Genomic DNA, 14,611 nt, shown 5'->3' with positions numbered 1-14,611 from the left:
GGCGCTCTTGCCGCGTCATATGAGGCTTGAGGTGAAGAACAGCCGCCCGAAACTGGAAGAGATCGCGCGCATCGCCGGCGTATCGAAGGCCACCGTCGATCGTGTCCTCAACAATCGCGCGGGCGTGCAGCAGCATACGAAACTGCATGTGCTGAAGGCAATAGAAACGCTATCCGGCGAGGACGCGGACGGCAATCCGTTACGGCTGCGCCTCGATTTCGTTTTGCCCGGCGGGCACAACGCATTCATCGCCGATCTCGCGCATCACATCGAAAAGCAGGCCATCCAGCGCGGCGATGTCGATGTGCATATCCACCGTTTCGCCAATATCGAGCCGGAGGCGATCGCCGCCAAGCTCGACAGCCTCAAGCATGCGAGCCGTGGCGTCGCGCTGATCGGCCTCGACAGCCCTCTGGTGCGCGAGTCGGTTCGGCGTCTCATTGCCAGCGGTATCACGGTGCTGACGCTGGTCTCCGACATCAGCCATGTCGGCCGGGTAAGCTATGTCGGCATCGACAATCGCGCCGCCGGCCGCCTTGCCGGATATCTGATCGGCCGCTTTCTTCCGGGCGCGCGTGGCAAGGTCGCGCTGATCGCCGGCGCGCTCGCCTATCGCGGCCATGAGGAGCGCGAGATGGGTTTTCGCCATATCCTGCGCGAGCGCTTTCCCAATATGGAAATCGTTGCCGCGCCTGAGATCCGCGAGGACCCCGATCGCGCCTATGCCGAGGTCCGCGCCCTGCTCAAGCAATATCCCGATCTCCTGGCGATCTATTGCATCGGCGCCGGCGGCGAGGGCGTGGCACGCGCCCTGACCGAGAAGGGCATGGAGCACTCCGTGGTCTTCATCGGCCATGACCTGACTGACAGCACCCGCGGCTTCCTACTCGATGGTGTCATGGATGCGGTGATCGACCAGAACGCCCGCGTCGAAGCGCGCGATGCGATCGACCGGCTCGTGCGCGCCATCCGCGGCGAGACGGAACTGTCCCACGCCACGGTTCGCATTCAGTCGGTGTTTTCCGAGAACATCCCGAGCGAGATCTAACCGCCCCGTATTCCCCAAGCAGATAGCCGTTACGCCTCCAGGGATTCGACTGCTTCCAGCATCTCCTCGCCGGTGATGATGCGCTCGACCTCTTCGATCGTCGTCTGCCTGGGATCGATATCATCGGCCACCACCTTGCCGCGCCGCATGACGATGATCCGGCTCACGACCTGGAACACATGGTGGATATTGTGGGCGATGAAGATGCAGGAATGGCCGGTATCGCGCGCCTCGCGCACGAAGTTCAGCACACCCTTGGTCTCGGCAACGCCGAGATTGTTGGTCGGCTCGTCGAGGATGATCAGGTCGCTGTCGAAATGCATGGCGCGCGCGATCGCCACCGCCTGTCGTTCACCGCCTGACAGCGAGCCGATCGGCGTATTTGGCGGAATATCCTTGGTGATGCCGACCTTCTTGAGCAGATCCCGCGCCACCGCATTCATCGCCTCATGATCCATGCGGTTGAGAAAGCCCGGTCCCTTGATCGGCTCGCGACCGAGGAACAGATTGCGGGCGATCGAAAGCTGCGGCACCAGCGCGGAGTCCTGGTAGATCGTCTCGATGCCATTGGCGATCGAATCCGTCGTCGAGTGCATCTCGACTTTCCGGCCCTTGATATAGATATCACCCGAGGTCACCGGAACAGCGCCTGAGAGCACCTTGATCAGGGTCGATTTGCCCGCACCATTGTCGCCGAGCAGGCCGACGACTTCGCCGCGATCCACCTTGAGGCTCACCTCTCGAAGCGCATGCACATGACCATAGTATTTGTTGATATTGTCCATCCGGACCAGTTCTTCAGCCATGGTAGAGCCCTTCATGGTCAAATCGGATAATTCTGCCGGGGCAGATTTCCGTCAGGAGCAAGGCGATGGCCGAATGGCCATACCATAAGTATGGTCGAGGCCATCGCCGAAGGGCTTGGCGGGAAGATGCCCGGCCCTTGGGGTTGGCTGAAGCGGGCCGGCTCTTGGACCGGCCGGCTTGGCCGTATGCTTTGGCTACGACACGCGCCGGCTGGTCCAATATCCGACTCCGCTTGAGCCAACAGAATTCATCCGATTTGACCATGAAGGGCTCTAGGTCCCCGCATTGTGACGGCGTTCAAGCCACGAGTGCAGCGCCATCATGCCAAGAATGATCGCGCCGATAAAGATGTTATAGGCCAGCCCAGGCACGCCGATCAGCACGATGCCGTTGCGCATGGTGCGCAGGATGAAGATGCCGAGAGCCGTGCCTATGATCGTGCCGCGCCCGCCGGTCAGGACCGTGCCGCCGATGACGACCATGGCGATGACTTCGAGCTCGTAGCCCGTGCCGCTGTTGGGATTGGCGGATGCGGTCCGGATGGACGAAATGATGCCCGCGAAAGCTGCCATGGCCGCCGAAAACATGAAGAGCAGCACTTTGGTGCGGTCGACCAGGACGCCACGATTGCGCGCCGCGGCGGCATTGCCGCCCGCAGCCTGGATCCAGTTGCCGGTCTTGGTCTGGTTCAGCACGTAATGCGTAATGACCGCGAACAGGATGAACCAGATCACCGACATATAGATACGAAAGCCGCCGATTTCGAAATCGCCGACCAGGGCATAGGCAAAGGCTGAGCCTTCGACGCTCTGCGGTCGTTGTGGGAAACCGGACGTAATGTAAAGCGCAGTGCCACGCACGACCAGCAGCATGCCGAGGGTGACGAGGAACGACGGCACTTTCAACCGGGTGACGTAGACGCCGTTCACCCAGCCGATGAAGAGCGCAATCACCATGGCGACGAGAAACGCAGCCCACATCGGCATCGCCACAACATTGAACAGGGTCCACATGATGACGGCGGAGAAGCCGAAGACCGAGCCCACCGACAAGTCGAACTCGCCTGCGGTCATCAGCAGCGTCATGGCGAGCGCGATCATTCCGAGCTCGACGGTGAACATAAGGGTGTTGGAGATATTCAATCCGGAAAGAAAGTTCGGATTGATACTCGTGAACACGATCAATTCGGCGATGAGAAGGACCAGCGGTCCGAATTCGGGCGCGCTGATGAAGCGCTGCAGAAATGTTCGATTTTGCATGTGTGTCCGCCAGTCCGCGCAGAAAAAATCCGCCCGGCCTGGGGATGGCCGGGCGGCAGTTTCGAATTTACTTGGCGCCCATGATGTCGTGATAGATCTTGGCATTACCCTTTTCATAGAGCGTGCCGACATACACGTTGAAGCCCGGCGGTACCTTGGCGGCAGCCATCGCGGCCAAAGAGAGGCTCACATAGCTGGTGGCCTGCGGATCCTGCCACATGGCGGCATTTACATAGCCATCCATGACTTCCTGCGTCGTGTCCTGCGAGTTACCCCAGCCGACAGCCGGGATTTCGCCGGCCTTGATGCCGACCTGGTCGAAGGCGCGCTTGACTGACCCGGTCACGAGGTCGCCGAGCCCGATGATCGCCTTGATCTTGGCGCGGTTGGCGGTGAGGTAGTCGCTCATGCGCGTGATGATCTCGGCCTGGTCGAGCGTCGTGTCGGTCACTTCCCAGGTGATGTTGAGCGGCTTGAAGACGCTGGCAATGCCCTCTTCTTCCTGCACGCCATACGTGGCGCCGGGCACTTCGACCGGCATCCAGACGAAATCGCCTTCCTTCACCAGCTTCTTGTCGACCAGATACTGCGCCCAGGCGGCGCCGGCCTTCTGCAGGTCCATGCCGACATATGCGTTGAAGTTGACGGTCGGGTCCGGCGTATTCATGTTGATGACCGGAATGCCGGCATCACGCGCTTCCTTGACCACGGCGACAAGGCTGCCGGGATCGGGGCTCGATGTCACGATGCCATCGGCCTTGGCGGCGATTGCCGCGCGCACGGCTTCCTGGTGCGAGGGCACGTCGCCCGAATGGAACGAGGTGTTCACGGTGTTGCCCGTGTCGCTCTCCCACTGCTTGGCGCCTGCCAGGAAGTAGGTCCAGACCGGGTCGGTCGGCGCGCCATGCGAGATCCAGTAGAAAGTCTTGCCGGCAGCCAGTGCCGGGCTGAAGGCGCCGGCGGCGACCATGGTCACCGCTGCAGCCACGCCAAGGAACGTCCTTCTAAGCATGCTAGTCTCCTCCTTTGTCGCCGGACCTCCGGCTTCTCACCCTCGAATGGGACCGGCATTGCCGCGCCCCGCACCCAAGTTCCGAGACTCCTCCCTCCGAACCAGGATCAAACCATGCGCCTGTTGAAGGGCGCGTGCCTTTGCGATGCGAATTGCATTTTGAGGCTTCAATTTGATGTGCAGAGCTAAAGGCCCCCGGCCGTTTCTGTCAAGCGGAATCGCTTCGCCGTGACACGAGTGATTGATGACGGCAGGCGGTTTGAGTAATCTCCGCGCGAACCGGCCGGAGAACATGTGTGACATCCAGATTACCAGCCATATTGGCTTTCATCATCTTGGCGCTTCCGGGGATCGCCCTGGCCGAATGGAAGCCGGTGGAGCAGGAGAAGACCTATTCGATTTCAGGCAGTTCCGGTGCCGAACTCTATGCCGCGATCGGTGAGCGTGGCCCCAAGGTCGGCGGATTGCCATTGGGCGCCATCGCCCATACCAGTTTCAAGCTGACCTGGACCCGCAAATACGAGCCGCGTGATGGCGGCTGCGTCATCGCTGTGAACAAACCAAAACTCATCATCACCTATGTGCTGCCGAAGCTCACCGGCAAGCCGCCGCAGTCGGTCCGCCAGGAATGGGAGACTTTCATATCCGGTGTTCGCGACCACGAGAAGGTCCATGGCCGGATGATCGTCGACATGGTCAAGGAGATCGAGACCATGAGCGTCGGCTTCTCGGTCCCCAACGATCCGGATTGCAAGGTCATACGACAGGAACTTACCCGCCGGCTCGCGGAAATCTCCCAGAACCAGCGCCAGAAGAGCCGCGACTTCGACAAAGTGGAGCTCAGTAAGGGTGGCAATATCCACCAACTCATCTTGCGCCTGGTTAATGGGAGCTGAGCTTTTCCAAAGTCGGAATGCCTCGCCGCGTTAGAATTCGATTAAATTAGTAATCACCAATTATTAACTCTGAAACCCTACATTCTCCGTGTCTTCGAAGGAGAATAGACCCTATGCGCAGCCTATCCATCGCCACCCGCCTCTACATGCTCGTGGCACTCGCTATCGTTATATTTGCCGGCTGCATGGCGTTTGCGCTCAACTACTCCTTCTCCGAACTCGAGGCCGAGCGTAAGGCCGGCCTTGCCCAGATGGATGCCACGGCACTCGCGATCTTCGAGAAATATTACGCGCTGGAAAAGTCAGGTGCGATGACGCGCGAACAGGCGCAGAAAGCGGCGAGCGAGACCATCTCGGCCATGCGCTACGGCGAAAGCGGCTATTTCTGGATCAACGACATGCATCCGACGATGATCATGCATCCGGTCAAGCCGAAATTGAATGGCACGGACCTCTCCCAGAACAAGGACCCGAACGGCAAGTTCCTGTTTGTGGAATTCGTCAATACTGTCAAGGCGAGCGGCCAGGGCTTCGTCGATTATTACTGGCCGAAGCCGGGTGCCGAAGAACCGGTCCTGAAATATTCCCACGTCGCCGGTTTCCAGCCCTGGGGCTGGATCGTCGGTACGGGCGTCTATGCCGACGACCTCGCGGCCCTCTATTGGCAGAACGCGCTATGGGCGGCAATCGCGACGGGCGTCGGCGCCCTGGTCATTCTTGCGAGCGCCTTTGCCATCGTCCGCAGCGTCGTGACGCCGCTCGGCCGGGTCAAGGCGCAGATGGCGTCCATCGCGGAGGAGGCCCCTTCGGTCGAGATCACCGACCAGGCCTTCAAGGACGAAGTCGGCGACATGGCAAAAGCACTCCTTGTGCTCCGCGATTCCGTCAACGAGCGGCGCGCGATGCGCGAACGCGAGGTCGAGCAGCGCCAGAGAAACGAGGACGAACGCCGTCAGCGCGAAACCAGTGCACGCAGCACGGCCGAACAGCAGGATTTCGCCATCCAGACTCTCGGCGCCGGGCTTGAGAAACTCGCAGCCGGCGATCTCACTGTCTCCATTGGCGATATCGGCGACAATTACGCCAAGCTGCGCCATGACTTCAACACGGCCGCGGCCGCACTCAACGACGTGATCCAGGCGATCGCCGGTTCGAGCAATGTCGTCAAGGACAGTGCGGACTCGATCAGCGAGGCGACGGGCTTCCTCTCCAAGCGCACGGAACAGCAGGCGGCCGCCCTCGAAGAGGCGGCAGGCGCGCTCGGCCAGATCACCTCGACCGTCCAGGTTGCCGCCGAACGCGCGACCGAAGCCAGCCGCATGGTCGAAGAGACCCGCTCCAGCGCCGGCAAATCCGGCGAGATCGTCCGCAACGCGGTGACCGCGATGGGCCGGATCGAGGACTCCTCCAACCGTATCGGCCAGATCATCACCGTCATCGACGAGATCGCCTTCCAGACCAATCTTCTCGCGCTCAACGCAGGTGTCGAGGCGGCGCGCGCCGGCGAGGCGGGTCGAGGCTTCGCAGTCGTCGCGCAGGAAGTGCGAGAACTGGCACAGCGTTCGGCCACTGCGGCGCGTGAGATCAAGAGCCTGATCCAGAATTCGGCCAGCGAAGTCGAGGGCGGCGTGGCCTTGGTCCGCTCCACAGGCGATGCGCTGGTCGAGATCGAGAACCTCGTGCACAAGGTCAATGACCAGATGGCGCAGATCACCACGGCGGCGCGTGAACAGGCCGCCGGGCTCGGCGAGATCAATGTTTCGGTCAACCAGATGGACCAGATGACGCAAAAGAACGCCGCCATGGTCGAGGAGACAACGGCAGCCAGCCAGACGCTCGCGCAGGAAAGCGATCATCTCTCGTCGCTTCTCATGAAGTTCAAGTTCCGCGCCGTCGGCGCCGGCCAGGGATACAGCCGGGCAGCCTGACGAACCACTTGGCGGCCAAGCTTTCAGGGTTTAAAGAATCTCCCAATCGGGAGATTCTGCCTTGAGCGACCATCACGACCACGATCATCATCACGACAACCGCTATTCGGACATGCAGGCGCGGGTGAAGGCGCTCGAAACCGTGCTGACCGAAAAGGGCCTCATTGATCCCGCCGCGATCGATGTGATCGTCGAGACCTATGAGACCAGGATCGGCCCGCGCAACGGCGCCCATGTCGTGGCCAAAGCCTGGTCCGATCCTGAATTCGCCGAGTGGCTCAAGCGCGATGCCACGGCGGCAATTGCCAGTCTCGGCTATACCGGCCGCCAAGGCGAGCATATGAGGGCCGTCTTCAATACGCCGGAAACCCATAACCTCGTCGTCTGCACGCTCTGCTCCTGCTATCCCTGGGCCGTGCTTGGTCTGCCGCCTGTGTGGTACAAGGCACCGGCTTATCGTTCGCGCGCCGTGATCGGTCCGCGCAGCGTGCTGGCCGAATTCGGGCTGGAATTACCCGAAGCCAAGAAGATCCGTGTCTGGGATTCGACCGCCGAACTCCGCTATATCGTCATTCCCGAGCGCCCCATTGGCACGGAGGGCATGGATGAGCAGGCGCTCGCCGACCTCGTCAGCCGCGATGCGATGATCGGCACCGCCGTTGTCAAGAGCCCGGAGGCCACGCGATGAACGGTCCGCATGACCTCGGTGGCGAGATGGGTCTCGGCCCTGTCGCGCCTGAGCCCAATGAACCGTATTTCCACGCCGAATGGGAAAAGCGTGCACTGGGACTTACGCTGTCCTGCGGCGCCTTCGGCTTCTGGACGATTGACGAGAGCCGGCATGCGCGCGAGAACATTCCACCCGCGAACTATCTCGGCGCCAGTTACTATGAGATCTGGATGCGCGCATTGGAAGTGCTGCTCGACCGCCACGGCTTCGTCGCGCCGGATGAAATCGATGCGGGCCACAAGCTCAGAGACCCCGCGACGCCGAAGCGCATCTTGAAGGCCGACATGGTGCCCGGCGTGCTCGCCAAGGGCGGGCCTTGCGATCGCTCCGTCGATGTTGCGCCGAAGTTCACCGAAGGCCAGCGCGTCCGCACCCGCAATTTCAGTCCGGCGACGCACACACGGCTGCCGACCTATGCCAAGGGCAAAGCCGGCGTTATCGAGGCTGTGCAAGGCTCGTTCGTCTTCCCGGATACCAATGCGCATGGCAAGGGCGAGAACCCGCAATGGGTCTACACCGTCGTCTTCGATGGCGCCGAGATCTGGGGCGAAGATGCCGCGCCGGGGCTCACCGTCTCCATCGACGCCTGGGAGAGCTACCTTGTCGCCGCTTGATGCCCGCGCCGCGCTGGCTGGCTCACCCGAACTGCCACTATCGCTCGAAGGCGCGCCCGTCTTCGCCGAGCCTTGGCATGCCGAGGCCTTCGCGATCGCCGTCCATCTCAACGAGCGCGGCCTGTTCACCTGGTCGGAATGGGCCGAGACGCTGTCGGCGAAGCTGCACCAGCCCGGCCGCTCGCCCGACGGCAGCGATTATTTCGACTGCTGGGTCGAGGCGCTCTCCGCCCTGCTCGAAAGCAAGGGCGTGGCCGATGCTGCGACGATTCTGTCCCTACAGCATAGCTGGCAGCGCGCCGCCGAGGCTACGCCGCACGGCAAGCCGATCGAACTGGCGAATGATCCGGCACGATAGCAGAAAAAGTCGAGGCGCGGCCGGACAGGTGGGGAGCTCGACTGCCATTGCGTTGGCCATCGGGAGAAACCGGAAAAATCCCGATGTCCTCCATCCCTGTCGCGTCCGGTTGACACAGCGCAACCTCGTTTGAGAAATGTGCGCAGCCGGGAATCGTTCCCGGATTTCAGGCGCCAGCGCATGAGCGCCAAAAGCAAACGAAGTTTTGAGGACACGATGAGAATTAGAAAGGCCGTATCATCAGATACGGAAGCGCTGAGCACACTCCTCAATGAGATCATCCGAGCGGGTGGAACGACGGCGATCGAAACACCGCTTTCCGCCGCGGAATTTGCCGATTGGTTCATCGATGGCGCCTTTCCGCTGGCCTGTCACGTCGCGGAACGGGACGGCACGCTTCTCGGCTTTCAGTCGTTGAGTGGGTTCGGCGATCCGCCGCAGGGCTCGGCGGATATCGCGACATTCGCGCGCATGAGCCCGAAGACGAAAGGTGTCGGCAAGGCTCTCTTTCCCGCGACCCGCGCCGTTGCGGAAGAACTCGGACTCACATTCATCAACGCGACCATTCGCGCCGACAATGTCAGCGGCCTTGCCTATTACACGGCGATGGGATTTGAGGACTACGACCGGCAGGTCGCGGTGCCGCTCCTGGACGGCACGCCCGTTGACAGGATCAAGAAGCGTTTTCTGCTGAATGCTGCCGCCGCGTGACGCCCGCTTCCCATTTTCCAACGAATCTCATACGTTCGGCAAATGTTCCGGGCATGCGGCGCCCGGCTGGACGGAACCATAGATGCGCAATGCCGAGGCTCACGCCTATCTCGACACGTTGAACGACACCCAGCGTCAGGCGGTGACCCATGGCAGCGAAGGCGGCGCGGCGGGCAGCCCGCTGCTGATCATCGCCGGCGCCGGTTCCGGCAAGACCAATACGCTGGCGCATCGCGTCGCCCATCTCATCGTCAATGGCGCGGATCCGCGCCGCATCATGCTGATCACCTTTTCGCGCCGGGCGGCTGGCGAAATGGCTCGCCGCGTCGAGCGCGTCTGCGCCAAGGTGCTCGGCCCAAATGCCGGCATCATGACCGATGCGCTGGCCTGGTCCGGCACGTTCCACAGCATCGGTGCGCGCCTGCTGCGCGACTATGCGCCGGAGATCGGGCTCGATCCGCAATTCACCATCCATGATCGCGAGGACAGCGCCGACCTGATGAACCTCGCGCGGCATGACCTCGGATTTTCCAAGACAGAGAACCGCTTTCCCACCAAGGGCACCTGCCTCGCCATCTATTCCCGCGCCGTCAATTCCGAGGCGCCGCTGGACGAGGTGCTGCGGAGCGCCTTCCCATGGTGCGCCACCTGGGCACCGCAATTGCGCGAGCTGTTCACCCGCTATGTCGAGGCCAAGCAGGCGCAGAACGTCCTCGATTACGACGACCTCCTGCTCTACTGGGCGCAAACCGTCGGCGACGAGGTTCTGGCAGGCGAGATCGGCAACCGCTGGGATCATGTCCTGGTCGATGAATACCAGGATACGAACCGTCTCCAGTCCTCGATTCTGTTGGCGATGAAACCGGAGGGCAGGGGCCTCACCGTCGTCGGCGACGATGCCCAGTCGATCTATTCCTTCCGCGCGGCCACTGTTCGCAACATCCTCGACTTCCCCGATGCCTTCAGCCCGAGGGCGAATATCGTCACGCTCGATCGCAATTACCGCTCGACTCAGCCGGTGCTTGCCGCAGCCAATGCCGTGATCGATCTCGCCCGTGAGCGCTTCACCAAGAACCTCTGGAGCGAACGCGAATCCGACGTGCGGCCGCAGTTGGTCAGCGTCTGCGACGAGGCAGACCAGTCGATCTTCATCGCGGATCAGGTGCTTGAGAACCGGGAAGGCGGCACGGCGCTCAAGCAGCAGGCGGTGCTGTTCCGCGCGTCGCATCATAGTGCTGCGCTCGAAATCGAACTCACCCGTCGCAACATTCCGTTCGTCAAGTTCGGCGGCCTGAAGTTCCTCGACAGTGCCCATGTCAAGGACATGCTCGCACTCCTCCGTTTTGCCCAGAACCCGCGCGATCGCGTCGCCGGCTTCCGGCTGCTGCAGCTTCTCCCCGGCATCGGCCCGCAATCGGCAGCCAGGGTGCTCGACGAGATGGCGGAAAGCCACGCGCCGGTCACCGCATTGGCCGAGATGGCAGCACCGCCGCGCTCGGGTGGCGATTGGGCGTCTTTCGTCGATGTCATGCAGGGCATCGGTGGCCGCCAGTCCGGCTGGCCGACGGAAATGGAACAGGCGCGCCTGTGGTACGAGCCGCATCTCGACCGCCTTCATGAGGATGCAGAGACCCGCAAGGCCGACCTCATCCAGCTCGAACAGATCGCCTCCGGCTATCCCTCGCGCGAGCGCTTCCTGACCGAGTTGACGCTCGATCCGCCCGAGGCCACCAGCGACCAGGCTGGCGTGCCGCTATTGGACGAGGATTATCTCATCCTCTCGACCATCCATTCGGCCAAGGGGCAGGAATGGACGTCGGTCTTCGTGATGAACTGCGTCGACGGCTGCATCCCGTCGGATCTCGGCACCGGCTCGACGCCGGAACTCGAGGAGGAGCGGCGCCTGCTTTATGTCGCGATGACGCGCGCCAAGGATGATCTCTCGCTGGTCACACCGCAGCGCTTCTTCGTCCATGGCCAGCACGCGCAGGGCGACAAGCATGTCTATGCCTCGCGCACCCGCTTCATTCCGGCGACGCTGCTCCAGTTCTTCGAGGTCACGTCATGGCCGAAGGCGAGGACGGGCGAAGCGGCGAACAACGGCCCGAGGCCGATGCGAATGGATGTCGGCGCCCGCATGCGGGGCATGTGGCGGTGACGGTGGAATTGTCGCCCGAACAGTCGGAGATCCCGACGCCGCGCATGCTTTCGTGGGCGCGCAATTCCACGATCTACCGGCTCCAGCGCCAGATGCTGACCGAAAAACAGCTCTCCGATGCCATCGCCCGCAAGGCGAAGGAAAAGTTCGACGGCATCAGCCCGGCGCAAATCAAGGCGCTTGTCGAATTGGCAGTCAAATTCGGCTACGACAACAAGGCACTCGACGATGTCGCCTATGCCGAGATCGCCACGCGCTCGTCGGTCCGCAGCGGCCGTTCGCGCCGCGCCATCGCCCAGCGGCTCGCGATCAAGGGCATTGACCGGGAGACGGCATCGGTGGCGCTCGAAGCCACCGACGATCTCTACGCAGCCGTCGTCTTCGCCCGCAAGCGCGCATTTGGGCCGTTTCGCAGGGGTGATCTCGATGACAAGCGCAAGGCCAAGGAGCTATCCGCCTTCGCCCGCGGCGGCTTCGGCTTCGAGCTCGGCAAACGGGTGTTCGAGATGGCCCCCGATGAGGCCGATGAAATCCTGTCGGTCCAGCCGATGTTCTAAGGCTAGTGTCTCGGAAGACCGGCATAGCGGATGGCGACGAAGGCCATGAGGCTGGCCACGGCAAAGACGTTGATGTTGAACAAAGTCGCCAACTCGTTCGGCGACCATTCATGCAACGCGGCGCCAAGCCTGCCATGCGCAGCGAAGAACAGCAAGAATAACAACCCCGCCATGCCCCGCTGCCACCATTTCTCCTCAGCGTAAAACGACAGCGCGACGAGCATGATGCACGGCGCCAGGAACAGTTCGGTCCCCGAGCCATAGCCGAACAGCTTGGTCTCGAAGAGCGTATCCACCGTACCGACCAGCGGCAGCGCGATACGTGCGGCGAGCGCATTGCGGGGGCCGAGATAGATGATCAGCAGGAAGAACGGCACCGAGGCCAGCGTGCCGAGCGACGCCTGAACACCGCTGCCCACAAGCCACCAGACATAGAGCGGATAGAACGGCTTGTTCAGCAGGATCACCCAGGCAACGGTCACCGTCGCCTGGGTCAAGGGATCGAGCGGAGCCTTCTCGCCCATCAGGCGGACGGCGCCAGCAGGTAGTGGCCGACGCCCCAGACGTCGCCATTGTCGTGGCCGAACAGCCCGGCCGTCGCGAGGAAAAACAGCCGCCAGCGACGGCGCCACAGCACCGCATCCGCGCCATAAACCTGCCGCAGGATGGGATCGATGCGGTCGATTCCCCAGTCGAAATTCCTGAGCCAGTCCAGCGCGGTACGCTTGTAATGCGTGCCCGACCAGCGCCATTCCTGCTCGACCCGATAGAGGTCCTCGAAACGATGCGGCAGGTCGAAAGCCGGCATGATCCCGCCGGTGAAGAAATGATGCGCGATCCAGTCGGCGGGATCGGAATGATCGAACCGATACGACCGGTCTCGATGGGTGAACACATGCAGGAACAGCCGGCCATCGGGCTTGAGCCAGTTCCGGCTGCGCTCCAGCAGCGCCCGCCAGTTCGACATGTGCTCGAACATCTCGACGGAAACCACGCGGTCGAACTGCTGGTCGATCGAGAATTCGTTCATGTCGGCGGTGATGATGGTCAGGTTGGTCAGCCCGCGCGTCCGCGCCTGATGCTCGATATATTCGCGCTGCGATGCCGAATTCGAGACCGACGTTACCCGCGCCATCGGAAAATTCTGCGCCAGATATAGCGACAGCGAGCCCCAGCCGCAGCCGAGTTCCAATATGCTCTGCCCGTCCCGGATACCGGCATGCTTGACGCTGGCCGAAAGCGCGAAAGTCTCTGCATCGGCCAGCGTCGTGCTCGCGGTCGGATAGAGGCAACTCGAATATTTTCGCTGCGGTCCCAGCACCAGCGCGAAGAATTCCGCCGGCACTTCGTAATGCTGCTGGTTGGCCTCGTCGGTATGCGTCGCCACGGGAAATTCCGACATGGTACGGGCGAATGCGGCCTCGGTTTCCGCAGGCGTCTCTGCCAACCGCCGCTTGGTGCGGCCGCAGAGAAAATCGATGCCGGCCAGCGTCACGCTGTCGGGAAGCGGCGCACGCTCGGCGGCATTGATGGCGAAAGCTAGCATGTTCATGTCAGGGACTCCCCTTTGCGCGGTCCAGGAAAAAATGCATTCACACGGGCCTGCAACGCGCGGAATTTATCGCCGCGCGAGGCCAGCATATGTTGTTCGAGCGGCGGAATGCCGGAGACGTGCACGAGCAGCCAGTATATCAAGAGCGGTGCCAGCAGCGACAGCCAACTCCAGCCGAGCGGCATGGTGATCGCCAGCAGCGGCCACGCACACCAGCCCAGCCATTCGAAGAAATAGTTCGGATGACGCGAGTAGCGCCACAGGCCGACTTCCATAACGCTGTTCTTAGCCTCGGATGTCTTGCGGAAGGCCGCAAGCTGACGATCGGAGATCGCCTCGCCACCGATCGCAATTATCGCGACGGCTACCGCGAGAAGATCGATGAAGCGCGGGAAAGGCTCGGGATTGGCCGCCGCCAGATAGACTGCAAGCACCAGGATGAACGCCGCCAGCGCCTGCACCTGCAGGAAAAGCCAAAGCCGCAACGCCGCCGACGCACCCCATTCCTCGATCAGCTTGGCGTAGCGTGGATCCTCGTCGGCGCCTCGCGTCCGCCCGGCGATATGCAACCCGAGCCGCAGCGACCAGACGGCGATGATCAGGAACGCAGCAATGCGTCGCCCGCTATCCCCATCCGCAAAGATCGCGGCCACGACGCCGCCGAGACCCACCGCGAAGGACCAGATCGTATCGATCCAGCCGCTCGAACGCGTTGCGCGCTGGATGGCCCAGGCACCGGTCATGATGACGACCAGCCCGACCGCGATTACTGTCAGCAAACCGACGTCCATGGAAATCTTTCGACCGAGTGTCTGTTTCCTCGCTGCATCCCTCATACGCAATCGCAGGGCCGTCAGTTTCGTCGCCCGGGGCAAAAATAAAAAAATGATAATTTTGGCGCGTGAATGAAACCATCGGGCGAAACGCTCCGTACCTTAAGCAATCCCGACAGGAACGGGGGCCGGGAACAATAGATACGGA

15 protein-coding genes are annotated in these 14,611 nt (G+C 62.0%); 9 read left to right on the top strand and 6 right to left on the bottom strand.

The genetic code is table 11. The features are described from left to right. Positions 1-19: 19 nt before the first annotated feature. Positions 20-1,048, top strand: coding sequence for a LacI family DNA-binding transcriptional regulator (locus ACSQ26_RS21005; protein ID WP_436012305.1), 1,029 nt, complete (start codon positions 20-22; stop codon positions 1,046-1,048). A 29-nt stretch (positions 1,049-1,077) separates the two neighbouring features. Here the strand turns inward: ACSQ26_RS21005 and ACSQ26_RS21000 are convergent, their stop codons facing one another. From ACSQ26_RS21000 to ACSQ26_RS20990, 3 genes are all read right to left on the bottom strand, one after another. Continuing rightward, positions 1,078-1,854 carry an ATP-binding cassette domain-containing protein gene (locus ACSQ26_RS21000; protein WP_436012303.1) on the bottom strand — a complete coding sequence of 259 codons (777 nt, stop codon included), beginning with the start codon at positions 1,852-1,854 and terminating at the stop codon, positions 1,078-1,080. A 273-nt stretch (positions 1,855-2,127) separates the two neighbouring features. Then, positions 2,128-3,114, bottom strand: a complete 987-nt coding sequence (locus tag ACSQ26_RS20995) for an ABC transporter permease (RefSeq protein WP_436012301.1) — start codon at positions 3,112-3,114, stop codon at positions 2,128-2,130. A gap of 67 nt (positions 3,115-3,181) precedes the next feature. Beyond that, positions 3,182-4,084 (bottom strand): substrate-binding domain-containing protein, encoded by a 903-nt coding sequence (locus ACSQ26_RS20990; RefSeq protein ID WP_436015386.1) that lies wholly within the window; start codon positions 4,082-4,084, stop codon positions 3,182-3,184. A 338-nt stretch (positions 4,085-4,422) separates the two neighbouring features. Here ACSQ26_RS20990 and ACSQ26_RS20985 point away from each other — a divergent pair, with 338 nt between their 5' ends. The 8 genes from ACSQ26_RS20985 to recX all read left to right on the top strand — a co-directional run bounded on the left by ACSQ26_RS20985 (position 4,423) and on the right by recX (position 12,078). Next, the gene (locus tag ACSQ26_RS20985) at positions 4,423-5,022 is read left to right on the top strand and encodes a DUF922 domain-containing Zn-dependent protease (RefSeq protein ID WP_436012299.1); all 600 of its coding nucleotides are present in this window, start codon (positions 4,423-4,425) and stop codon (positions 5,020-5,022) included. Positions 5,023-5,135: 113 nt separating this feature from the next. After that, on the top strand, positions 5,136-6,950 hold the full coding sequence (locus ACSQ26_RS20980; RefSeq protein ID WP_436012297.1) for a methyl-accepting chemotaxis protein: 1,815 nt from the start codon (positions 5,136-5,138) through the stop codon (positions 6,948-6,950). Positions 6,951-7,062: 112 nt separating this feature from the next. Further along, on the top strand, positions 7,063-7,638 hold the full coding sequence (gene nthA, locus ACSQ26_RS20975; RefSeq protein WP_436015384.1) for a nitrile hydratase subunit alpha: 576 nt from the start codon (positions 7,063-7,065) through the stop codon (positions 7,636-7,638). Beyond that, positions 7,635-8,294: a nitrile hydratase subunit beta gene (gene nthB, locus ACSQ26_RS20970; protein ID WP_436012295.1), complete on the top strand. Its 660-nt coding sequence runs from the start codon at positions 7,635-7,637 to the stop codon at positions 8,292-8,294. The genes nthA and nthB overlap by 4 nt, the downstream gene beginning before the upstream one ends. Next, positions 8,281-8,652, top strand: coding sequence for a nitrile hydratase accessory protein (locus ACSQ26_RS20965; protein ID WP_436012293.1), 372 nt, complete (start codon positions 8,281-8,283; stop codon positions 8,650-8,652). Before nthB ends, ACSQ26_RS20965 begins: the two co-directional genes overlap by 14 nt. A gap of 216 nt (positions 8,653-8,868) precedes the next feature. Next, complete coding sequence (locus ACSQ26_RS20960; RefSeq protein ID WP_436012291.1) at positions 8,869-9,363, top strand: N-acetyltransferase family protein; 495 nt, start codon at positions 8,869-8,871, stop codon at positions 9,361-9,363. A gap of 82 nt (positions 9,364-9,445) precedes the next feature. Next, entirely contained in the window at positions 9,446-11,521 is a 2,076-nt protein-coding gene (locus ACSQ26_RS20955; protein WP_436012289.1) for an ATP-dependent helicase, read from the top strand. Continuing rightward, a complete protein-coding gene (recX, locus tag ACSQ26_RS20950) occupies positions 11,518-12,078 on the top strand; it encodes a recombination regulator RecX (protein WP_436012287.1) in 561 nt (186 codons plus the stop codon). The genes ACSQ26_RS20955 and recX overlap by 4 nt, the downstream gene beginning before the upstream one ends. Before the next feature lie 2 nt (positions 12,079-12,080). Here the strand turns inward: recX and ACSQ26_RS20945 are convergent, their stop codons facing one another. Genes ACSQ26_RS20945 through ACSQ26_RS20935 form a run of 3 tightly spaced genes read right to left on the bottom strand, consistent with a single transcriptional unit; the run spans position 12,081 to position 14,421 of the window. Beyond that, the gene (locus ACSQ26_RS20945; RefSeq protein ID WP_436012286.1) at positions 12,081-12,602 is read right to left on the bottom strand and encodes a hypothetical protein; all 522 of its coding nucleotides are present in this window, start codon (positions 12,600-12,602) and stop codon (positions 12,081-12,083) included. After that, positions 12,602-13,630 (bottom strand): SAM-dependent methyltransferase, encoded by a 1,029-nt coding sequence (locus ACSQ26_RS20940; protein ID WP_436012284.1) that lies wholly within the window; start codon positions 13,628-13,630, stop codon positions 12,602-12,604. The genes ACSQ26_RS20945 and ACSQ26_RS20940 overlap by 1 nt, the downstream gene beginning before the upstream one ends. Further along, positions 13,627-14,421: a DUF1295 domain-containing protein gene (locus ACSQ26_RS20935; RefSeq protein WP_436012282.1), complete on the bottom strand. Its 795-nt coding sequence runs from the start codon at positions 14,419-14,421 to the stop codon at positions 13,627-13,629. The genes ACSQ26_RS20940 and ACSQ26_RS20935 overlap by 4 nt, the downstream gene beginning before the upstream one ends. Positions 14,422-14,611 lie beyond the last annotated feature (190 nt).

The organism is Rhizobium sp. LjRoot254 (assembly GCF_964254105.1).
GTDB lineage: Bacteria > Pseudomonadota > Alphaproteobacteria > Rhizobiales > Rhizobiaceae > Rhizobium_E.
The sequence above is the reverse complement of the archived record's forward strand: the minus strand, read 5'-3'. Positions and strand labels throughout refer to the sequence as shown.